Here is a 21,174-nt window from a genome sequence, read left to right as displayed (position 1 = left end):
GACACGATGAGCGAAAAGGCCCGGAAGCTGTTCGAGGCACTTGACCTCGACGAGAACGGGACCCTGACCCGCGAAGAGGTGATCATCGCTCTGCGCAGCAAGGGCCCGTCCCTGGCCGCTTCGGGAGATCTGCCGATCTGGGCCGTAGGAGACGAGTACGCCTCGTCGGCACTGTTCGACGCAGCCGACCAGAACGGCGACGAGGTGCTGACCCTGGAGGAGTTCGCGGCGGTGGTGGACCGCCGCTTCGGCTGGAGGTGAGACCGGATGCGCGCCGCCGCACCGGCCGTCTCCCTTACGGGCCCGGCTTGACCGTCTTCATCGTGAAGTGGGAGGTGACGTTCTTGACCCGGGGGATCGTCATGACCCGCCCGCTGAGAAACGCCTCGTAAGCGGGCAGGTCGGCGACGGCCACCCGCACGAAATAGTCGGGGCTGCCGAAGAGTCTGCGCAGCTCCAGCACTTCGTCGGCCTGCTGGAGGGTCTCCTCGAAGCGGCGGACCGTCTCCGCGTCCTGCGCCTCCAGACTGAGGTCGAGCAACACCTCGAACGAGCGGCCCACGGAGTCCGGGTCGATCACCGCGCGGTAGCCGCGGATGACACCGTCCGCCTCCAGCCGCTGCACCCGCCGCAGACACGGCCCGGTGGTGAGTCCGACCCGTTGGGCCAGCTCCACGTTGGTCAGCCGCCCGTCCCGCTCCAGCTCGGCAATGATTGCCTTGTCGATTGCATCCACAATGAGAATGTTGCACCAGAGCGGTCGGCCTGAGCAATATTCGCAACCACATGCCACGGCTTCTACGGGACGATGGAGCCGTGCAACAGGACGTACTCACTCTCCCGGCCGCTTCGGCGTCCGCCACCCGCCGGACGCGGATATCCCAAGGCGCCCGCGACTCCCTCTCGGCCGGCCTCGGCATCTTCCCCCTCGGCATGGCCCTGGGGCTGATGGTCATGCAGGCCGGGCTGCCCTGGTGGCTCGCTCCAGCCCTGTCCCTGGCGGCGTTCGCCGGCTCTCTGGAGCTGCTGCTCGTAGGCATGGTGGCCACCAGCACCCCGCTCGCCGCGGTAGCCCTGACGGTCTTGGTCGTCAACTTCCGGCACGTCTTCTACGCGTTCTCCTTCCCGCTCCACCTGGTCAAGCACCCGGTGGCCAAGGCGTACGCCGTCTACGCGATGATCGACGAGGCGTACGCGGTGAGCGCCTCCCTGCCCGAGCGTGAGCGTTCGGGACCCCGGTTGCTGGCCATGCAGATCGCCTGCGGGCGTACTGGGTCGGCGGCGGACTGGTCGGGGTCGCCCTGGGTGCGGTCCTGCCCGGCCCCGTCAAAGGCCTGGAGTTCGCGCTGTGCGCACTGTTCACCGTGCTCACCCTGGACGCGTTCCGCTCCCGCAAGGAGCTGCCGTCGGTGCTGCTCGCCGGCGTGAGCGTCACCGTCGCCCTGGCCCTCACCCCGGGCACGGCCATGTTCACCGCGCTGCTGCTGTTCGTGGCCCTGCTGCTGGCCCGCCACGCCGTCACCGCCCGCCGCACCGGCCGGGAGGAGGCCTCGCATGCCTAGCACGTCGTATCTCGTCGCGGTCCTGGCGATCGTCTTCACCATCACCCTTGCCCTGCGCGCCGTGCCGTTCGCCGTGCTCGGACGACTGCGCGGCTCGGCGATCGTACGGCGACTGGCGGTGTGGATGCCGGTCGGCATCCTCGCCATCCTCGCGGTGACCGCACTGCACGGCACGATCACGACCGATCCGCACGGCACCTGGTACGCGCTGCTCGCCGTCGCCGTCACCATCGGCGCCCATCTGGCCCTCGGCCGCCGCACCATCCTCAGCGTCGGGGCCGGCACCGCCGTCTACGTGGTCCTGCTCAACGCCCTGTGAACACCCTTGCCCAATGACGTTCTCAACACCCCTGGGAGAAACACCCGTTGACCCCCGACAGCTACTTCGAAGCCATCGACGACAACCGCTACAAGCCGACTCCTCACGCGGGCGGCGCCTGGCACCAGGACGAGCAGCACTTCAGTCCGCTCGGCGGGCTCGTCGTGCACGCCATCGAGCGCCACCGCGCGGCCGCCCGGGACGACGGGCTCGTTCTCGCCCGCCTCAGCTACGACATCCTCGGCCGCCTCGCTCTCGACGAGTGCGAGATCGAGATGGAGACAGTGCGTCCCGGGCGGACCATCGAGCTTGTCGAAGCGGTCGTACGGATCGCGGGGCGCCCGGTGGTCCGGGCCCGCGCCTGGTTCCTGGCCCGGCTCGACACCAGCGCGGTCGCGGGCGGCCAGGACGAGCGCCTCACCGCGCCGGAGTCACTCGCCCCGTGGCCGATGTCCGAGCTCTGGCCCGGCGGCTACATCGCCTCCCTGGACGTCCGCCCCGTCACACCGCCCCGGCCGGGCCGTACGACCGCGTGGATCACCACGCCCCTGACCCTGGTGGCCGGCGTCCCCGTCAGCCCGCTCGCCGCGTACCTCACCCTCGTCGACACCGCCAACGGAATCGCCGTCCGGCAGCCGCCCACCGAGTGGATGTTCCCCAACGTCGACCTCACCGTCCACCTTCACCGCCAACCGCGCGGCGCCTGGACCGGCCTGGACACCACGGTCACCTTCGGCCCCTCCGGGCAGGGCCTGACCAGCACGGTCCTGTATGACGTCGACGGTCCGGTCGGACAGGCGCAGCAGATGCTCACGGTGCGCCCCATGCCAGGGGTGTGATCTACCGGGCCGGCCGGGCCATCAGGCAATGTTGTGCACTTTCTTGACGACAGTAATCACAGAGCCTACCTTCACGGTGTCCTTCCCCCCGGTCAAGGGAGACCGCGATGCCCCCGTCCCCCGTCGCATCACCGTCACCGTCACCGTCGACGAGCCCTGAGCGGACCCGGCAGTTGCGCAGAGTCGCCCTCTCGGGGCTGCTAGGTACCGCAGTGGAGTTCTACGACTTCCTCGTCTACGGCACGGTCGCCGCCCTGGTCTTCGGCGAGCTGTTCTTCCCGGGCGCCGACCCGGCCGTCGGCACGATCGCCGCGTTCGGCACCTTCGCCGCCGGCTATGTCGCCCGCCCGCTCGGCGGCATCGTCTTCGGGCACTTCGGTGACCGGCTCGGCCGCAAGTCCATGCTGCTGCTCACGATGGGCCTGATGGGCGGCGCCAGCTTCCTCATCGGCCTGCTGCCCACGTACGGCACGATCGGCGTCTGGGCGCCGGTCCTGCTGATCACCCTGCGTGTCGTCCAGGGCATCGCCATCGGCGGTGAATGGGGCGGCGCCACGCTCATGGTCGTCGAGCACGCCGGGGAGAAGCGCCGCGGACTGTGGTCGAGCTTCACGCAGATGGGAGCCCCGCTCGGCTCCCTGCTCTCCTCGGTCGTCGTCACCTTCGTGGTCGCCATGCCCAGGGACCAGTTCACGGCCTGGGGCTGGCGCGTGCCGTTCCTGCTGAGCGTGGTGCTGCTCGGTGTCGGCCTCTTCGTCCGGCTGAAGGTGGTCGAGAGCCCGCTCTTCGCCGAGGTGAAGAAGGAGCGCACGGAGGCGCGGCTGCCGATCGTCGACGTCCTGCGGCGTCCCCGGCCGCTGCTGCTGGCCTGCTGTGTCGGCATCGGCGCCTTCACCGCCCAGTCCCTGCTGACCAGTTACCTGATCGCGTACGCCACCGGCATCGGATACGCCCGCCCGCAGGTGCTCACCGCGCTCACGGTCTCCGCCTGCGTCGCCCTGGTCGTCCTGCCCTGTGCCTCCGCGCTGTCCGACCGCGTCGGCCGCCGCCCGGTCGTCCTCGCCGGAGCCGTCACCTCGGCCGCGCTCGCCTTCCCCGTCCTCGCCCTGGTCGACTCGAAGTCGCCCGGGCTGCTGATCCTCGCCGTCGTCCTCGGCCACGGCATCGCCCAGTCCGTGATGTACGGCCCGCTGGGCGCCCTGCTCACCGAGATGTTCGGCACCCGGGTCCGCTACACCGGCGCCTCCCTCGGCTACCAGGGAGCCACCCTGATCGGCGCCGGCTTCTCCCCGATGATCGCCGGAAGCCTGGTGGCCGGCAGCGGCAACGGCACCCCCGTCGCCCTGCTGATCTGCGGGGGCTCGCTCATCACCGCGGTGACCGTCTGGTTCGTGCGCGAGACCAGCCGTACGTCCCTGTCCGGCTCGACGCCCGAACGCCCCAACTCCCGCCGGACGGAGGGGATCTCCGCGTGACCACCGAGACTGCGACCTCACGGAGGCACGTACGCCGGGTCCGCCGCCATACCCGTATCGCCTGTGCGGCCGCTCTCCTGCTCGCCGCCGGCGCGCTGCCCACCACGACCGCTGCCGCCGCCTCCGACACGACCCACGTCGACGGCCGACTCCCCTCGGGCGCCACGTACATGATGGACGTCCCCGCCCACTGGAACGGCACCGTCCTGCTGTTCAGCCACGGCTACGCGACCGGCCCCGCCAACCCCGCCCAGGACGCCCCGGACGACGCCACGAAGGCTCTGCTCCTGAAGAACGGCTACGCCCTCGCGGGTTCCTCCTACGCCACCACCGGCTGGGCGGTGACGGACGCGGTCCCCGATCAGCTCGCGACCCTCACCGCCTTCACCGAACGCTTCGGGACGGCGTCCCGCACCATCGCCTGGGGGCGGTCGTACGGCGGACTCGTCACCACCGCCATCGCCGAGCGGCACCCGGACCGGATCGACGGTTCGATCTCCCTGTGCGGCCTGGTCCACGGCGGGGTGGCCAACTGGAACAACACCCTCGATCCCGTCTTCGCCATCAAGATGCTCCTCGCGCCCGGCACCGACGTCCCGCTGGTGAACATCGCCGATCAGTCGGCCGCCGACGCCGCCGCCGACGCCCTGACCTCCGTGGTCGACTCGGCGCAGACGACGGCCGAGGGGCGGGCGAGGATCGCCCTCGCCGCCGCCCTGCACAACATCCCCGCCTGGAACCAGCCCACGCAGCCCCGGCCGGCCGCGACCGATTGGGACGCCCAGCAGGCCAACCAGTACGAGGCGGTCAAGGGCCTGCTGAAGATCGCCGCCTTCAACCGGCGTCAGGAGGCGGAGGCGCGAGCGGGCGGCAACATGTCCTGGAACACCGGCGTCGACTACGCAAAGCTGCTCGGCCGGTCCTCCGTTCGCAAGGAGGTCACCGAGCTGTACCGGAAGGCCGGCCTGTCCCTGCGCGCCGACCTCGCCACCCTGAAGCGCGCCCCGCGCATCGGCGCCGACCCGAACGCCGTGGCGTGGATGAGCGGCACCAGCTCCTTCACAGGCAAGCTGACCAAGCCGCAGCTGTCCGTGCACACCATCGGCGACGCCCTCGTCCCCGTCCAGACGGAGAGCGCCCTGCAGCGGGCCGTCACCGCAGCCGGGTCGGCGTCCCGGCTGCGGCAGGCGTACACCGACAACGCCGGCCACTGCACCTTCAGCCCGGCCGAGCAACTCGCCGCCCTGCACACCCTGGAGGACCGCCTCACGGCCGGCAGGTGGGTCGGCACCGACCCGACGTCCCTCAACTCCCGTGCCACGGCGGCCGATCCGACCACACCCACCCGCTATGTGCCGTACCGCCCGGCCCCGTACCCGCGTCCCTACGACCTTGCCCACCCAGCCGACGGCCGGTGATGCCGTACGACCGCCCGCCGCGCCGGCGGTGGGCGGTCGTACGCTGTGCACCGTGGAGGACGACGACATCCTGGACACCCCGGTCACCTCGGAGGGCCCGCAGCCGCGACCTCAGTCGCTCATGCTCGCCTTCTTCGGCAATCACGTCCTGGAGGAGGGCGACCTGTGCGTCTACTCGGGCAGCATCATCGAGGTGCTCGGCCGCGTCGGGGTCGGTGAACAGGCCGTACGCTCCACGCTCACCCGCATGGTCAACCGCGGTTTGCTGCGGCGCCGGCGCGACGGCCGCAAGATGTACTTCGGCCTGACCCCGCAGGCGACGCGCGTCCTGGAGGACGGCCGTACCCGCATCTGGAAGCAGGGCGCGGTCAACGACGACTGGGACGGCTCCTGGACCCTGCTCGGCTTCTCCCTCCCCGACTCCTGGAAGCGCCGGCGCCACGACCTGCGCTCCCGGCTGGCCTGGTCCGGATTCGGCGCGCTGTACAGCGGGCTGTGGATCGCCCCCGGGAAGGTCGACGTCGCCGCGGTGGTCTCGGAGCTCGATCTGGCCGACCACGTCAAGATCTTCCACGCCCTGGCGGACGACAGCACCGACATCGCGCAGATGATCCACGGCACCTGGGACCTGGAGAGCATCGCCGCTCGTTACGTCACCTTCGACAAGCGGTGGACGGCCCACCTCGACGCCGGCTCCGGGGACGACCCGATCGGAACCCGGCTGCGGCTGGTCAGCGAATGGCTGTGGACCATCCGCACGGATCCGAGGCTCCCCGCCCGGCACCTTCCCCCCGAGTGGCCGGCCCGCGCCGCCCAGGAGACCTTCCGGCGCGTCGCCGAGCACACCGAGCTGCCCGCGCGGCGGATGGCCGGCGAGCTGCTGGAGACCACCCCGTTCGGGTAGGCGGGCGGCGCCGGGCAGCGGCGCGACCGGCCGGGAATGCGATCCGGATGGCGGACGGGAACCGGCGGCGAGCCGCGAAACGCCGCCGTGGTCCTTCGCGGCCCTCCCCCGACCGGCGATATTGCCTGTCATGGACATCTTGCTCGTCGCCAGCGCGTTCAACAGCCTGTCCCAGCGTGTGTACGCCGAACTGTCCGACCAGGGGCACCGGGTGGAGGTCGTACTCGCCTCGCACGGCCCCGAAGCAGTCCGGGCCGCCGTACGCGAGACGCGTCCGGAGCTGGTCATCGCTCCGATGCTGAAGACGGCGCTGCCGGAGGAGGTGTGGCAGGAGCACACCTGTCTGATCGTGCATCCGGGCCCACCCGGCGACCGCGGCCCGTCCTCCCTCGACTGGGCGATCGCCGAGGGGGCGTCCCACTGGGGTGTGACGGTGCTTCAGGCCGAGGCGGCGATGGACGCGGGCGCCATCTGGGCGGACGGGTCCTTCCCGGTGCCGGCGGCCGGCAAGAGCGACCTGTACCGCAACGAGGTCTCCGACGCCGCCTCGGCCGCCGTCCTGCTGGCGGTGGAACGGTTCGCCGACGGATCGTTCAAGCCGAAGGCACAGAGCGATCCCGCGATTGCCGTGGTGTGGCGCGACTTCCTCCGCCAGGAGCGGCGACGGATCGACTGGGAGAACGACAGCACGGCGACGGTGCTGCGCAAGCTCCGTGGGGCCGACTCGCAGCCGGGTGTCCTGGACGAACTGTGCGGCCGGGAGGTGTTCCTGCACGGCGGGCACGGCGAGGACCACCTGCGCGGGCGCCCCGGCGAACTGCTCGCGACGCGGTCCGGCGCGGTCTGCCGGGCCACCCGGGACGGCGCGGTTTGGATCCCGGAGCTGCGCCCCCGCAAGAGCTCAGGCGACCCGGCGCCGTTCCGCCGCCCCGCGGCCTCGGTGCTCGCCGGCTTCCCGGCTCCGTCCGGCACCGGCCAGGGGACCCCGCGCCATGACGGCGGCCCGCACTGGCTGCCGGAGGACACCGTCCCGCTCGAACCGCCCGCGGACCGCGCCACCTGGACCGACATCCGCTACCGGCAGCGCGGCGAGGTCGGCTTCCTGTCCTTCTCCTTCCCGGGCGGCGCGATGAGCACGGACCAGTGCCGCAGGCTGCTCGCCGCGTACCGTCGCGCGCTCACCCGTCCTACCTCGGTGCTGGTGCTCGGCGGCGCCCGCGACTTCTTCTCCAACGGCATCCATCTGAACGTCATCGAGGCGTCGGCCGACCCGGCGGGCGAGTCGTGGGCCAACCTCAATGCCATGAACGACCTGGTCGAGGCGGTAGTGCGCACGACCGACCGCCTGGTGGTCGCGGCCCTCGGCGGCAACGCGGCCGCCGGCGGCGTGATGCTCGCCCTGGCCGCCGACCAGGTGTGGTGCCGCACGGGCAGCGTCCTCAACCCGCACTACCGGCGCATGGGCCTGTACGGGTCGGAGTACTGGACGTACACGCTGCCGCGCCGCGTCGGAGCCGGGACGGCCGCGCGGCTGACGACCGAGGCGCTGCCGGTGAGCGCGGCGGCGGCCGCACGGATCGGGCTGGTGGACCGTCTGGTGCCGGTCCCGGCGCGGGAGTTCACCGGGGAGGTCGAGCACATGGCTGCCGCCCTCGCCGAGGACCCGGACCTCGCGGAACGGATCGCCGCCAGGGCCGCGGCGCGGCAGGCGGACGAGGCGCGGCGACCGCTCGGCGAGTACCGGCGGGACGAACTCGCCCGCATGCGCGCCATCTTCTTCGACCCGCGCGCCCCGTACCACTGTCTGCGCTCGGCCTTCGTCCGCAAGCAGCCGAGCGGCTCCGCCAACCCACTGGCCACCGGGGGTGCGCGATGAGTACCCGCCTTCTGGTGGCCGGCGTCGGCAACATCTTCCTCGGGGACGACGCCTTCGGCCCCGAGGTGGTCCGCGCCCTGGACCTGCGTCCGCTGCCGCCCGAGGTGCGGGTGCGGGACTTCGGCATCCGCGGCATGGACCTCGCGTACGAGCTGCTCGACGGTTACGACACGGCCGTCCTTGTCGACGCGTCCGTACGGGGACACGAGCCGGGCACCCTGTCGCTGATCGAGCCGGAGCTCCCCGACGGCACCGCGGGCGGGCCCGTTCCCGAGGCGCACGGCATGGACCCGGCGAAGGTCCTGGCGCTGGCCGGCCACCTGGGCGACGAGCCGCTCCCACGCGTCCTCGTCCTCGCCTGCGAGCCCGAGCTGCGGCCGCGCGGCGACGAGGACATCGCGCCGGGCATCAGCGCGACCGTGCGCGACGCCATCGGACGGGCCGTCGCCGCCCTGCACACGATGGTCCCGGTGCTCCTCGCCGACCCGGCGGCCACGCCCCCGTTGAGCCGCCCGGAGGAATCCACGGACCCGCGCGCGGCCGGTCTCCCGCGCCTGGTGGCCGAGGGCGCGGAGGATCGATAGCGGTCCGAACCCCCGATCCCCCGCTGGGAGCAGCGCTCATGTGCGATTCCGTGGACGAGGTCACTCAGGCCGTCCTGGCGAAGAACGACGATCTGGCCGCGAGCCTGCGCGAGGAACTGGCCCGGCGTGGTGTGAGCGTGGTCAACCTGCTGTCCAGCCCGGGCAGCGGCAAGACGGAACTGCTCGGGCGTGTGCTGGCCAGGGCGGTGGAGCGGACCATCCCGGTGGCCGCCCTCACCGCCGACCTGGCGACCGACAACGACGCCCGCCGGCTCGCCCGTTCGGGGGCGCCGGTGAAGCAGCTGCTGACCGACGGGCTGTGCCATCTGGAGGCCCGGCAGCTGCGCGGCCATGTGGAGAGCTGGCTGCCGGAGGGCACCTCACTGCTGTTCGTGGAGAACGTCGGCAACCTGGTCTGCCCGGCCTCCTACGACCTCGGCGAGAGCCTGCGGATCGTGCTCATGGCGGTGACGGAGGGCGAGGACAAGCCGCTGAAGTACCCCACGGCCTTCGGCTCCGCCCATCTGGTGGTGCTCACCAAGACCGACCTGGCCGGGCCCGCCGGTTTCGACCAGGCCGCCTTCGCCGCCAACATCCAGCGGGTCAACCCCGGGGTGGAGCTGATGTTCTCCTGCGCCCGGACCGGCGACGGGGTCGATACCCTGCTGGACCGGGTGCTCGCGGTGCGGGACGGGGCCGCGGTCCACCGGCCTCCGCTGGCGCCCCGCCCCCACAGCCACGCTCACACACACAGCGACACCCACACCCACGACCGCAGCCACACGCATGAGGACGCCGCTTCCGGCCTCGCGGCCGGCCGCGTCTCGTGACGGCGCCCACCACAGAGGCGTTGCGCCGCCGCGTCATCGTGCGCGGCACGGTGCAGGGCGTGGGTTTCCGCCCGTACGTGCACCGTCTGGCCTCCGACCTCGCCCTGGCGGGGTTCGTGAGCAACACGGCGAGCGGTGTCCTCATCGAAGTGGAGGGCCCGCCGGACGGTGTCGCCGACTTCTGCGAGCGGCTCGCCGCCCAGCCCCCGCCGCTGGCCTCCGTCACCGCCGTCGGGTTCGAGGATCTGCCCGTCACCGGCGCCGACGACGCCTTCACCATCCGCTCCACCGACCGCTCCCCCGGCCGCACGCTCCTGCCGCCCGACACGGCGACCTGCGCCGACTGCCTGCGGGAGCTGGCCGATCCGGCCGACCGCCGCCACCGGCACCCGTTCGTCACCTGCACGCACTGCGGGCCGCGCTTCACCATCGCCACAGGCATGCCGTACGACCGGGCGGTCACGACCATGGCCGGCTTCCCGATGTGTCCCGACTGCGCCCGGGAGTACGGCGATCCGGGCGACCGCCGCTTCCACGCCCAGCCCGTGGCCTGCCCCGACTGCGGCCCCCGGCTGCGCCTGGTGCCCGCTGCCGGGAGCGCCGTCCGGCCCGCGCGGGACGCCGATGCCCTGGCAGCGGCACGGGCGCTGCTCGCCGCCGGAGGGATCGTCGCCGTCAAGGGCCTCGGCGGCTACCACCTGGCGTGCGACGCCACCGACGCGCGGGCCGTCGACACGCTGCGCGCCCGCAAGGCACGCGGCGGCAAGCCGTTCGCGGTGATGTGCGCGGACCTCGATGTCGTGCGGCGGATCGCCGTGCCGTCCACACCCGAGACGGCCGCCCTCACCGGCCCCCGGCGCCCCATCGTCCTGCTGCGCCGACGCGCGGAGCACAACACCCTCGCGCCCGGCGTCTGCCCCGGCAGCCCGCACGTCGGTGTGATGCTGCCCTACACCCCCGTACACACCTTGCTGTTCGGCCTCCCCGGCGATCCGCCCGGCCCGCGGGTGCTGGTCATGACGAGCGGCAACCGCTCCGGGGAACCGATCGTCACGGACGACGCCGAGGCCCTGACCCGGCTGGCCGGGCTTGCCGACGCCTGGCTGGCACACGACCGGCCCATCGCGTCGCCGTGCGACGACTCCCTGCTGCGGGTACGCCCCGACGGCACGGAGCAGGTGCTGCGCCGGTCCCGGGGTTACGCACCCCGCCCGCTGCGTCTGCCGGTCGCGGTGCGGCCCGCGCTGGCCGTGGGCGGCGACCTGAAGAACGCCCTGTGCCTCGGCGAGGGCGACCACGCCTGGTTCGGGCCGCACATCGGCGACATGGGTGAGCTGGCCACCCTGGAGGCGGCCCGGCGGGCGGAGTCCCAGCTGCGGGCACTGACCGGCGTCAGCCCCGAACTCGTCGCCGCCGACCGGCACCCGGGATACCACTCGTCGCGCTGGGCCCGGCAGAGAGCCTCCCAACTGCCCGCGCACTCCCCCGTGTTCGTCCAGCATCACCACGCCCACATCGCCTCGGCGATGGCCGAGCACGGCCTCGACGGCACCACACCCGTGATCGGGGTCGCCTTCGACGGCACGGGCTACGGCGACGACGGCACCGTCTGGGGCGGCGAGATCCTGCTCGCCGACTACACCGGCTTCCGGCGCTACGGCCGGCTCACCCCGGCTCCGCTCCCCGGCGGCGACGCGGGCGTGGCCAACCCGTGCCGCCTTGCCCTGGCCCGGCTGTGGGCGGCAGGCGTGCGGTGGGACACGGACCTGCCCAGCGTGGGCGCTTGCGCTCCCGACGAACTTGCCTTGCTGGAACGCCAGTTGACGCGCGGTCTGGCCTGTGTGGCGACCTCCAGCATGGGCCGGCTCTTCGACGCGGTGTCGTCGCTCGTCGGCGTATGTCATCGCGCGCAGTACGAGGCGCAGGCGGCGATGGAGCTGGAGTCCGCCGCCGCGGGGGCCTGGGACGCCGACACCTCGGCGTACGCCTTCGGACTCGCCGACGGCGCCTACGATCCGGCGCCCGTGCTCGTCGCGCTGGTCGCCGATCTGCGCCGCGGCACACCGGCTCCCGTACTCGCCGCGCGCTTCCACCGCGGCGTGGCACGGGCCGTCGCGGCGGGCTGCCGGCGGGCGCGCCGGGACACCGGGCTGACCACCGTCGCCCTGAGCGGCGGGGTGTTCGCCAACGCGCTGCTGGAGGAGGAGTGCACTCGGCTGCTGGCCGGGGACGGCTTCACACTGCTCCGGCACGGCGAAGTCCCGCCGAACGACGGCGGGTTGGCCCTCGGCCAGCTGGTGGTCGCGGCGCACGAACGACAGAAGGAGTGACGCATGTGCTTGGCAGTGCCCGGCAAGGTCGTGGCCATCGACGACACCGCGGATCCGCTCACCGGGCTGATCGACTTCGGCGGGGTCCAGAAACAGGCGTGTCTGGAGTACGTCAGCGACGTGAAGGTGGGTGAGTACGTCATCGTGCACGTCGGATTCGCGCTCCAGCGCCTGGACGAGGAGTCGGCGCTTGCCTCCCTGAAGCTCTTCGAGGAACTGGGGCTGCTGGAGGAGGAGTTCGGGGACGCCTGGGACCAGGCGGCCAAGGAGGCGGGCGGCGCCGCGGTGGCGGATGGCCAGGACAGCGGGAGTGAGGCCCGGTGAAGTACATCGACGAGTTCAACGACCCCGATCTCGCCCGGCGGCTGCTGGACGAGATCCGCGCCACCGCCACCCGGCCCTGGGCCCTGATGGAGGTGTGCGGCGGGCAGACCCACTCGATCATCCGGCACGGCATCGACCAACTGCTGCCCGAGAATGTCGAGTTGATCCACGGCCCCGGCTGCCCCGTCTGTGTCACGCCGCTGGACGTCATCGACAAGGCCCTGGAGATCGCCTCGCGGCCCGACGTGATCTTCTGCTCCTTCGGCGACATGCTCCGGGTGCCGGGCACCGACCGCGACCTGTTCCGGGTCAAGGGCGAGGGCGGCGACGTACGCGTGGTCTACTCCCCGCTCGACGCCCTGGAGCTGGCCCGCCGCAACCCGGACCGGGAGGTGGTGTTCTTCGCGATCGGCTTCGAGACGACCGCCCCGGCCAACGCGATGGCCGTGCACCAGGCGCGCCGGCTGGGCCTGACCAACTTCAGCCTGCTGGTGTCGCATGTGCGGGTGCCCCCGGCGATCGAGGCGATCATGACGGCGCCCGAGTGCCGGGTGCAGGGCTTCCTGGCCGCCGGGCATGTGTGCAGCGTGATGGGGACGGCCGAGTACCCGGGGCTCGCCGAGCGGTTCGGCGTTCCGATGGTGGTGACCGGCTTCGAACCGCTGGACATCCTGGAGGGCATCCGCCTGGCGGTGCGCCAGCTGGAGCGCGGTGAGCACCGGGTGGAGAACGGGTACCCGCGCGCCGTGCGCGAGGAGGGCAACCCGGCCGCCGTGCGCATGATCGAGGAGGTGTTCGAGGTCACCGACCGGAACTGGCGCGGTATCGGGCGCATCCCGCTGAGCGGCTGGCGGCTGGCCGACGCCTTCCGGGCGTACGACGCCGAGCACCGCTTCGACGTCAGCGGCATCCGCACCGAGGAGCCCGCCGAGTGCCGCAGTGGCGAGGTCCTCCAAGGGCTGATCAAGCCGACCGAGTGCGCCGCGTTCGGCACCACCTGCACTCCGCGCACTCCGCTCGGCGCCACCATGGTCTCCAGCGAGGGTGCCTGCGCGGCCTACTACCTGTACCGCCGCATGAACGCGCCGACTCCGCAGGCCGACCGGGCCGCGCGGGAGGAGATGAACCCCGTTGCCTGAACAACTCGCCGAGACGGTGGACCCGGCCAACTGGTCCTGCCCCGCCCCACTGCGCGACCAGGGGGTCGTGGTGATGGGGCACGGCGGCGGCGGTGCGCTGTCGGCGGAGCTGATGGAGCAGATCTTCACCCCCGCCTACGGCAACGCCATGCTGGCCGGGCTCGCGGACTCCGCCGTCCTCGAACTGGGCGGTGCCCGGCTGGCGTTCTCCACCGACTCCTACGTGGTCAGGCCGCTGTTCTTCCCCGGCGGCTGCCTCGGCGACCTCGCGGTCAACGGCACCGTCAACGACCTGGCGATGAGCGGCGCCGGGCCCGCGTATCTGTCCGCCGCCTTCGTGCTGGAGGAGGGCGTCGGGCTGACCGTGGTCGAACGGATCGCGCGGGCCATGGGCGCGGCGGCCGGGGCGGCCGGGGTCACGATCGCCACGGGTGACACCAAGGTGGTGGAGTCCGGGCACGGCGACGGCGTGTACGTCACCACTGCCGGGGTGGGACTCGTGCCCGACGGGGTGGACATCCGCCCCCAGCGTGCCCGGCCCGGTGACGCCGTCATCGTCAGCGGACCGATCGGCCTGCACGGGGTGGCGATCATGAGTGTGCGGGAGGGCCTGGAGTTCGGGGTGGAGGTGGCCAGCGACACCGCGCCGCTGGCCGGTCTGGTGGCGGCCATGCTGGCGGTCACCCCGGACATCCATGTACTGCGCGACCCCACCAGGGGCGGCCTCGCCGCGTCCCTCAACGAGATCGCGCGGGCCTCCGGAACCGGTGTGCGGCTGCGGGAGCGGGCCATTCCGGTGCCGGACGCGGTGGCGAACGCCTGCGGTTTCCTGGGGCTCGACCCGCTCTACGTCGCCAACGAGGGCCGGCTGGTCGCCTTCGTGCCCCCGTCGGAGGCGGAGGATGTCCTCGCGGCGATGCGCGCCCACCCGCAGGGCGCCGGGGCCACTCTGATCGGCGAGTGCGTCGCCGACCACCCCGGGATGGTGGTGGTCGCGACGGGGCTCGGCGGGACCCGGGTGGTGGATCTGCCGCTGGGTGAGCAGTTGCCGCGTATCTGCTGATCCGGTCCGGACGTGCGTGGGCCCCGCCGATGGTGTTCGGCGGGGCCCACGCACGCTATGCCGAGGCCGGTAACGGCTCGATTCCGGTGATCTCCAGTTCCCGGCCGCTGCGCAGGTCCGTGGAGGGCTCGTCGCAGCGCGGGCACCAGAAGAACGGGGGCATGCCCACCGGGAACTCCTCGGCGCACGGGCCGCACCAGGCCTGCGCGGGGATCTGCTCGACCACGAGCCGTGCCTCGGCGAGGGGGGTCCCGTCTCGGGCCACCTCGAAGGCGAAATCCAGGGCGTCGGGGACGACGCCCGCCAGTTCGCCGACCCGGACGGTCACCGCCGAGACGGAGTCGGTCCCGTCGGCCCGGGCCAGCTCACCGGCCCGCTCGATGATCGCGGTCGCGATCGACAGTTCGTGCACAACCGGCTCACGGGTACCGGCGACCGGCGCGGAACCCGCCGGACATCCGCCAGATCCGCGCCTCGCGCCTGAGGCTGGGCAACTCCCAGAGCAGCGCGGCGAGGACCAGGCCGCCCACCAGGGCCGCCTCGGCCATCAGCACCCGCTGTCCGCTCATCCCGGCTCGTCTGCCCGTGGCAGCCGACCTATGTGCTCGTTGGACCTTCATGTGCGGCGACTCCCTGCTGTCTCTCATCCCGGTGAGATGTTCGGCATGGTCTCCACGAGCACGTCATGCCGTTTCCAATGGATCCCGGTGGAGCGGCGCGCGTCGGCGGTGCCGTCCTCGTGGTGGCCCTTCTGGTCCTTGTACCGCCCCCGGTTGCCCTGGTGCATGCCGGTCACGTGCCCGGGGGTGTCGGGCTTCGCCTGGGCCCGGCCCACTCTGATGCTGCCCATGGGGTGATCTCCTTCCTCGCCTCCGACCTGCGGAGTACGTGCTCAGGACCGCTCGGTGAGGTCCTCGAAGAACCGCTCGACGGCCGGCCAGACCTGGCCGCCGCCGGACAGGCCGCGCCACTCCCGGCGTACGACGGCGACCATCCGGTAGCAGTCGTCGATCGGCACGATCCAGTGGTGGTCGAGGCCGTGGACGGTGTTCACCAGCAGTGCCTCCACCTCGGGTTCCACGGAGGCGAGCTGCGGACACGTCTCGGCGAGCTGGACCCAGGCCGCCGCGTCCACCTCCCAGCGCATGGCACCCGCCGGGCTCGGGCCCTGCGCGGTGACGGTGCCGTCCGCACGGGGCACGAAGAAGACCAGGCCGACGGGTACGCCCAGCGCCGCCGTGTCGACCTTGGGCAGCCGGATCCGGCGCCGGGGCACCAGCCGGTAGTGCCCGTCACCCGCACCGGCACCGGCGAACAGCACCGAGCAGGGGCCGCAGACGCACCGCACCTCGTCCTGCCCGGTGTCGTACAGGTGCGCGTGCTCGTCCGGCACCGGCGCGGCGCACAGGTCGCAGGCCTCCGCCCCGGCCGCCGCGGTGCGGTCGGCCGAGGAGCGGATGAGGCGGGCCAGGGCTCCGTCGGTGGTCACCGTGCGCCCCGGTGCGTCAGTGTGGCGAGCGGTACGAACGCGGGAGCGGGGGCCGGGGGAGCGGCCGTCAGCGGTTCGACCGCCGTCAGCTCGGGAGCCATGGCGAGCACCGCCTCGCGGACCGCGTCGGTGACGTCCATGGCACCGGCACCGGCACCACACCCGGAGCCGGAGCCGCATCCGCCGCCCGACGTCATGCGCACCCGGGCCACCTGTCCCTCCACGCCGGCCCACTCCACGTCACCGCCGCGTTCCTGTACGGCGGGACGCAGCCGTTCCACCGCGCGGGCCGCCCGGCGCTCGGCGGGCTCCGGGTGGACGTCGTGCAGGACCAGCAGGTGGCCCAGCAACTCGTCGTCGGCCAGGCGCTCGGCCAGCTGACCGTCCGCGTGGTCCATGACGCGGGCCAGCGCCTCGCCGTAGACCTCGGTCAGCAGTCCCACCGCCTCGGTCGCGGAGCGCGTGGTGGGGCCGGGTGCGGACTCCAGGCCCGCCAGCAGCTCGTCGAGCCGGGCGAGCCGGGCCTCCACATCCGGGTCCGCCAGCCGGGCGGCACCGGCCTCAGCCATGGTTCGCCCCGTACGTCGGCGAGTGCAGGGTGGTGAGCGTCTTGCCCTTGCCGACGTACATGTGGACCCCGCACGGCAGACAGGGGTCGAAGCTGCGGACGGTGCGCATGATGTCGACGCCCTTGAAGTCGTCCGGCCCGTTCTCCTCGAAGATGGGCTGGCCCTGGACGGCGTCCTCGTACGGCCCGGGGGTGCCGTAGATGTCGCGCGGGCTGGCGTTCCACGGGGTGGGCGGGTACGGGTGGTAGTTGGCGATCTTCTTGTCCTTGATCACCAGGTGGTGCGAGAGCACGCCGCGGACCGCCTCGTGGAATCCGCAGCCGATGGCCTCGTCGGGCACCTCGTAGTTCTCGAAGACCTTGGTCTCGCCCGCCCGCACCAGCCCCATGGCCTCTTCCAGGAACTGCAGAGCCATGGCGGCCGCGTAGGCGACGAAGTAGGGCCGGGCGCGGTCGCGCTCGATGGTGTTGCTCCACTGCGGGATGCGCCACTCCAGGGTGGTCTCCGGCAGGGTCTCGCCCTTGGGCAGCGAGATGCGCACGCTGTGGCCGGTGGCCTTGATGTACGGGGTGTCGACCAGGCCGCTCAGCGCGGTCGACCACAGCCGGGCGAGCGGGCCGCCGCCGGTGTCGAGGGCGAGGTGCTGGTCGGTCCGCTTGTCGTACCAGCGCGGGCTCATGACCCAGCTGTACTTGTCGTCGAAGTTGCGCTTCTGCGGCACCGGGACGGTGGTCTGGTTCCACGGGTGGCGCATGTCGACGGGGTTGCCGAGCGGGTCGTGCGTGACGAAGGGCGATTCGTTCACCCAGTCCTCGTAGTACGAGCTGCCGAGCATGATGCGCAGGCCGAGGTTGATGTCGACGAGGTTGTTGGTGACGAGTTCGCCGTCGACGATGATGCCGGGCGTGACGTACATCGCCTTGCCCCAGGTGTTCATCGTCTCGTAGCGGTAGTCGACGACCTTGGGGTCCTGGAAGGCGCCCCAGCAGCCCAGCAGGACGCGGCGGCGGCCGACCTCCTCGTAGCCGGGCAGTGCCTCGTAGAAGAAGTCGAAGACGTCGTCGTTCATGGCGACGGCCTTCTTCACGAAGTCGATGACCCGCATGAGCCGGCTGAGGTAGTCGGTGAAGGCGGTCGGCTGCGGCATCGTGCCGACGCCGCCCGGGTACAGCGTGGACGGGTGGACGTGCCGCCCCTCCATCAGGCAGAACATCTCACGGGTGACGCGGCTGACCTTCAGGGCCTCTTTGTAGACCTCGCCCTCGAAGGGGTTGAAGGCCTTCATGATGTCGGCGATCGTCCGGTAGCCGTGGATCTCGCCGCGCGGTGCATCGGTGCGTTCGGCGCGGGCCAGCAGACCGGGGTTGGTGGCCTTGACCATCGCCTCGCAGAAGTCCACGAAGACCAGGTTGTCCTGGAAGATCGTGTGGTCGAACATGTACTCGGCCGCTTCGCCGAGGTTGACGATGTGCTCGGCCAGCGGGGGCGGCTTGACGCCGTAGGCCATCTGCTGGGCGTAGTCGGAGCAGGTGGTGTGGTTGTCGCCGCAGATGCCGCAGATCCGGGACGTGATGAAGCCCGCGTCGCGCGGGTCCTTGCCCTTCATGAACACGGAGTAGCCGCGGAAGAGCGACGAGGTGCTGTGGCATTCCACGACTTCCCGGTTGGCGAAGTCGATCTTCGTGTAGATGCCCAGGTTCCCGATGATCCGGGTGATCGGATCCCAGGACATGTCCACGAGTTGTGGCGGCTTGCGCTCCGTGGACCGGGCCTCGGTGGTGGTCATCTGCGGTGCTGCCCCTCGCTGTCGGTGATGTGCGGGTGGGTCGTGAGGTGGGGGTCGTGCGGCTTCGGGAGCTGCGCGCGGGGTGCCATCAGGGGCGCCAGTGCGGGTCGTAGCCGCTGGTCAGCTTGCGCTTGTTGTGGCGCCACCTGGGCTCGTGGTTGACCAGCTCGTTCGTCATGCCGCGCAGCCTGCGGATGACGGCCCCGTACGGCTTGATGGCCAGGGACGACAGCGTGCCGCCCGGGGGCTCGTCCATGAACGGCATGAACGCGTCGGGGAAGCCGGGCATCGTGCAGCCGATGCAGATGCCGCCGACGTTCGGGCAGCCGCCGATGCCGGCCATCCAGCCGCGCTTGGGCACGTTGCAGTTCACGACCGGCCCCCAACACCCGGTCTTCACAAGGCACTTGGGGGAGTTGTAGTCCTTGGCGAAGCTGGCCTGCTCGTAGTACGAGCCGCGGTCGCAGCCCTCGTGGACCGTCCTGCCGAACAGCCACTGCGGGCGCAGCATGTGGTCCAGCGGGGGCGGGGGCGCGGAGCCGGCCGCGTGGTAGAGGACCCAGACCAGGGTCTCCATGAAGTTCTCGGGCTGGATCGGGCAGCCGGGCACGTTGACGATCGGCAGGCCGCCCTGGGAGGTGTAGTCCCAGCCGAGGTAGTCGGCGAGGCCCATGCAGCCGGTGGGGTTGCCGGACATGGCGTGGATGCCGCCGAAGGTGGCGCAGGTGCCGGCGGCCACCACCGCCCAGGCCTTGGGGGCCAGTTGGTCGATCCACCAGTTCAGGGTCTGCGGCTCACCGGTCTCCGGGTCGTTGCCGAAGGACGTCCAGTAGCCGTCGCCCTCGATGATGTTCTGGTTGGGGATCGAACCCTCGATCACCAGGATGAACGGTGACAAATCGCCCCGCACGGCGGCCCGGTAGGGAGCGAGGAAGTCCTCGCCGCCCAGACTGGGCGAGAGCACCTTGTTGACCAGGTTCACCTTCGGCAGGCCCGGGATCAGACCGAGGACCAGGTCCTCGATGGAGGGCTGGTCGGCGGCCGTGAGGGAGACGGTGTCGCCGTCACAGCTCATGCCCTCGGAGATCCACAGGATGGTGATCTCGTCGAAGCCCTCGCGGTCCTCGCCGCGACTGGGTTCTTTGCTGACCTCGGCGGTACTGCTGTGCGTTGCCATGTCATCGGCCTCCGCTGCGGGGGGTTTCGGATGGAGCGGGCTCCAGTGGCTCGAGTTCGTCCGGCCGGAAGTAGAGGAAACGGCCGTACCAGGTGTGCAGTTCGGCCGCGGGATCGTCGTCGACGGTGACGGCGAGGTGCACGCTGCCGTCCACGTCATGGAACACGGCCGCGACCTCGGCGGTCCGCCCGGCCAGGAACATGTCCTGGGCGTCGGCTCCGCGTCCCCGCGGGCGGAGCCTTACGCGGCTGCCTGCGCCGAGGGGTACGCCGTCCACGAGCACGGTGTCGGTGGACGGCGAGAGACCGTCGTCGGCGCCTTCCTGCCACCAGGCCGGTCGTTCGGCGGGCGGGGTTGCCAGGGGCGCCGGGGCGGCGGGGGCGGCATGGGTTGACGGAGTCAGGGAACGGACGGCGCCGTGCAGCCGCTCGAAGACCTCCTGAGGCATGGTGTCGACCCGGTCGAGGATCGCGGCGGCCCGCGGGTCGGTGGCGCGCGCCTCCCGCTTCTCCTCGTCGGTCAGCAGCATCGTGCGGAGCGTGAGGATCTCGTCGATCTCCGCCGCGTCGTGCAGGTCGCCGGGGCTCTCCGGGGCGACCTGGGGGTGGTCGGGCAGGATGATCGGGGCGGACAGCAGGACGCGCCCGACCGCGTCGGGGTCACCGCCGAGCACGGGGAACGTGAACTCGTTGCGGCACGCGCTCGCATGGGCACGCAGGTCCGCGGGCGGATCGGTCGGCGAGACGAACTCCACGCCGTCACCGCCGATGAGGGTGTGCGTGGCGATGAGCGCTCGGCGCAGGGCCTCGTCGCGCGGGGTTCGCGGATCCGGCGCGGCTCCCGTGTTCGTTGTGCGCACCCGGAGCCGGCAGAGATACGGCGCGAGCCGCTCGGCGACGACGGTGAGGCTCGCCCGTACCTCCTCGCGGCGCCGCACCACCCGCGCGGCGTGTCCCGGCAGGTGCTCGACCTCCGCACCGGCCGGCGCTGTCACCGCAACGGTGTGCTCGCCACGAAGGAGCTCGTCCAGAGGCACCACGGCATCGAACTCGCGCGGTACGGCCTCGTCGAAGGTCAGATGTGTCGTGCCGTCGTCGGTGCGCAACGACTCGACGGGGCGGTGTTCGCCGTCCCGCCCCGTTTCCTCGACCTGTTTGCGCTGCATCTGCAGACAGCGAAGTCGCACCCGTACGGCCGCGCCGGGCTCCCGGAGCCTCAGCAGGCACTCGGTCTGCTGGTACCAGGAGTCGGCGGAGCCGGAGACACCGGGGACGACGGGACCGTCCGACTCCACCCAGTCCCGGGGGAACAGCACCCCGAACTGCCATCGGACGCGGTTCTTGGCCGAGGAGCGCCGATACGGATACAGCAGGTAGCCCTCGTAGAGGACGGCGTCGGCGACCGCGCTCACCTGCTCGAAGACGCCCACGTCCTGCCCGGGGTCAGCGCATGCAGTGCCGCCCTCGGCCCGTCCGTCCGCCGTCATCGCG

At 71.8% G+C, this 21,174-nt stretch carries 24 protein-coding genes; 15 read left to right on the top strand and 9 right to left on the bottom strand.

Translation table 11 applies throughout. The features are described 5' to 3' along the window. Positions 1-6 precede the first annotated feature (6 nt). Entirely contained in the window at positions 7-261 is a 255-nt protein-coding gene (locus tag OG331_RS44270; protein ID WP_328430682.1) for an EF-hand domain-containing protein, read from the top strand. Positions 262-295: 34 nt separating this feature from the next. On the opposite strand, the gene OG331_RS44265 is transcribed toward OG331_RS44270, so the two are convergent. Further along, on the bottom strand, positions 296-736 hold the full coding sequence (locus OG331_RS44265) for an Lrp/AsnC family transcriptional regulator (protein WP_406208006.1): 441 nt from the start codon (positions 734-736) through the stop codon (positions 296-298). Between the two features lie 80 nt (positions 737-816). On the opposite strand from OG331_RS44265, the gene OG331_RS44260 reads away from it, so the two are divergent. The 14 genes from OG331_RS44260 (at position 817) to hypE (ending at position 14,663) form a co-directional block, all read left to right on the top strand. Further along, positions 817-1,428: an AzlC family ABC transporter permease gene (locus OG331_RS44260; RefSeq protein WP_406208003.1), complete on the top strand. Its 612-nt coding sequence runs from the start codon at positions 817-819 to the stop codon at positions 1,426-1,428. Next, on the top strand, positions 1,410-1,562 hold the full coding sequence (locus tag OG331_RS44255) for a hypothetical protein (RefSeq protein ID WP_406208001.1): 153 nt from the start codon (positions 1,410-1,412) through the stop codon (positions 1,560-1,562). The genes OG331_RS44260 and OG331_RS44255 overlap by 19 nt, the downstream gene beginning before the upstream one ends. Beyond that, positions 1,555-1,881, top strand: coding sequence for a branched-chain amino acid transporter permease (locus OG331_RS44250; RefSeq protein WP_406207998.1), 327 nt, complete (start codon positions 1,555-1,557; stop codon positions 1,879-1,881). The genes OG331_RS44255 and OG331_RS44250 overlap by 8 nt, the downstream gene beginning before the upstream one ends. Before the next feature lie 47 nt (positions 1,882-1,928). Continuing rightward, positions 1,929-2,720, top strand: a complete 792-nt coding sequence (locus tag OG331_RS44245; protein ID WP_406207995.1) for a thioesterase family protein — start codon at positions 1,929-1,931, stop codon at positions 2,718-2,720. Between the two features lie 107 nt (positions 2,721-2,827). Beyond that, on the top strand, positions 2,828-4,195 hold the full coding sequence (locus tag OG331_RS44240) for an MFS transporter (RefSeq protein WP_406207992.1): 1,368 nt from the start codon (positions 2,828-2,830) through the stop codon (positions 4,193-4,195). After that, positions 4,192-5,613: an alpha/beta hydrolase family protein gene (locus OG331_RS44235; protein ID WP_406207989.1), complete on the top strand. Its 1,422-nt coding sequence runs from the start codon at positions 4,192-4,194 to the stop codon at positions 5,611-5,613. The genes OG331_RS44240 and OG331_RS44235 overlap by 4 nt, the downstream gene beginning before the upstream one ends. Before the next feature lie 52 nt (positions 5,614-5,665). Beyond that, the gene (locus OG331_RS44230) at positions 5,666-6,517 is read left to right on the top strand and encodes a PaaX family transcriptional regulator C-terminal domain-containing protein (protein WP_406210714.1); all 852 of its coding nucleotides are present in this window, start codon (positions 5,666-5,668) and stop codon (positions 6,515-6,517) included. A 130-nt stretch (positions 6,518-6,647) separates the two neighbouring features. Further along, a complete protein-coding gene (locus tag OG331_RS44225) occupies positions 6,648-8,393 on the top strand; it encodes a hydrogenase maturation protein (protein ID WP_406207986.1) in 1,746 nt (581 codons plus the stop codon). After that, positions 8,390-8,977 carry a hydrogenase maturation protease gene (locus OG331_RS44220; protein WP_406207983.1) on the top strand — a complete coding sequence of 196 codons (588 nt, stop codon included), beginning with the start codon at positions 8,390-8,392 and terminating at the stop codon, positions 8,975-8,977. Before OG331_RS44225 ends, OG331_RS44220 begins: the two co-directional genes overlap by 4 nt. Before the next feature lie 38 nt (positions 8,978-9,015). Next, positions 9,016-9,807 (top strand): hydrogenase nickel incorporation protein HypB, encoded by a 792-nt coding sequence (gene hypB, locus OG331_RS44215; protein ID WP_406207980.1) that lies wholly within the window; start codon positions 9,016-9,018, stop codon positions 9,805-9,807. Next, entirely contained in the window at positions 9,804-12,137 is a 2,334-nt protein-coding gene (gene hypF / locus OG331_RS44210; protein ID WP_406207978.1) for a carbamoyltransferase HypF, read from the top strand. Before hypB ends, hypF begins: the two co-directional genes overlap by 4 nt. A 3-nt stretch (positions 12,138-12,140) precedes the next feature. Further along, on the top strand, positions 12,141-12,461 hold the full coding sequence (locus tag OG331_RS44205; protein ID WP_406207975.1) for a HypC/HybG/HupF family hydrogenase formation chaperone: 321 nt from the start codon (positions 12,141-12,143) through the stop codon (positions 12,459-12,461). After that, on the top strand, positions 12,458-13,600 hold the full coding sequence (gene hypD, locus OG331_RS44200) for a hydrogenase formation protein HypD (protein WP_406207972.1): 1,143 nt from the start codon (positions 12,458-12,460) through the stop codon (positions 13,598-13,600). The genes OG331_RS44205 and hypD overlap by 4 nt, the downstream gene beginning before the upstream one ends. Then, on the top strand, positions 13,593-14,663 hold the full coding sequence (hypE, locus tag OG331_RS44195) for a hydrogenase expression/formation protein HypE (RefSeq protein WP_406207969.1): 1,071 nt from the start codon (positions 13,593-13,595) through the stop codon (positions 14,661-14,663). The genes hypD and hypE overlap by 8 nt, the downstream gene beginning before the upstream one ends. Positions 14,664-14,718: 55 nt before the next feature. Here the strand turns inward: hypE and hypA are convergent, their stop codons facing one another. The 8 genes from hypA to OG331_RS44155 form a co-directional block, all read right to left on the bottom strand. Then, positions 14,719-15,075: a hydrogenase maturation nickel metallochaperone HypA gene (hypA, locus tag OG331_RS44190; RefSeq protein ID WP_406207966.1), complete on the bottom strand. Its 357-nt coding sequence runs from the start codon at positions 15,073-15,075 to the stop codon at positions 14,719-14,721. A gap of 7 nt (positions 15,076-15,082) precedes the next feature. Then, positions 15,083-15,232 carry a hypothetical protein gene (locus OG331_RS44185; protein ID WP_406207963.1) on the bottom strand — a complete coding sequence of 50 codons (150 nt, stop codon included), beginning with the start codon at positions 15,230-15,232 and terminating at the stop codon, positions 15,083-15,085. 74 nt (positions 15,233-15,306) lie between these two features. After that, entirely contained in the window at positions 15,307-15,513 is a 207-nt protein-coding gene (locus OG331_RS44180; RefSeq protein WP_406207961.1) for a hypothetical protein, read from the bottom strand. A 42-nt stretch (positions 15,514-15,555) separates the two neighbouring features. Then, positions 15,556-16,152, bottom strand: coding sequence for a DUF5947 family protein (locus OG331_RS44175; RefSeq protein WP_406207958.1), 597 nt, complete (start codon positions 16,150-16,152; stop codon positions 15,556-15,558). After that, the gene (locus OG331_RS44170; protein ID WP_406207956.1) at positions 16,149-16,721 is read right to left on the bottom strand and encodes a NifU family protein; all 573 of its coding nucleotides are present in this window, start codon (positions 16,719-16,721) and stop codon (positions 16,149-16,151) included. Before OG331_RS44170 ends, OG331_RS44175 begins: the two co-directional genes overlap by 4 nt. Further along, positions 16,714-18,507, bottom strand: coding sequence for a nickel-dependent hydrogenase large subunit (locus tag OG331_RS44165; RefSeq protein WP_406207954.1), 1,794 nt, complete (start codon positions 18,505-18,507; stop codon positions 16,714-16,716). The genes OG331_RS44170 and OG331_RS44165 overlap by 8 nt, the downstream gene beginning before the upstream one ends. Positions 18,508-18,595: 88 nt before the next feature. Then, positions 18,596-19,684, bottom strand: coding sequence for a hydrogenase expression protein HypE (locus OG331_RS44160; RefSeq protein ID WP_406207952.1), 1,089 nt, complete (start codon positions 19,682-19,684; stop codon positions 18,596-18,598). A gap of 1 nt (position 19,685) precedes the next feature. Further along, on the bottom strand, positions 19,686-21,170 hold the full coding sequence (locus OG331_RS44155) for a hypothetical protein (protein WP_406207950.1): 1,485 nt from the start codon (positions 21,168-21,170) through the stop codon (positions 19,686-19,688). Positions 21,171-21,174: the final 4 nt, after the last annotated feature.

Origin of the sequence: Streptomyces sp. NBC_01017 (genome assembly GCF_045162795.1) — a bacterium.
Taxonomy (GTDB): domain Bacteria; phylum Actinomycetota; class Actinomycetes; order Streptomycetales; family Streptomycetaceae; genus Streptomyces; species Streptomyces machairae.
The sequence above is the reverse complement of the archived record's forward strand: the minus strand, read 5'-3'. Positions and strand labels throughout refer to the sequence as shown.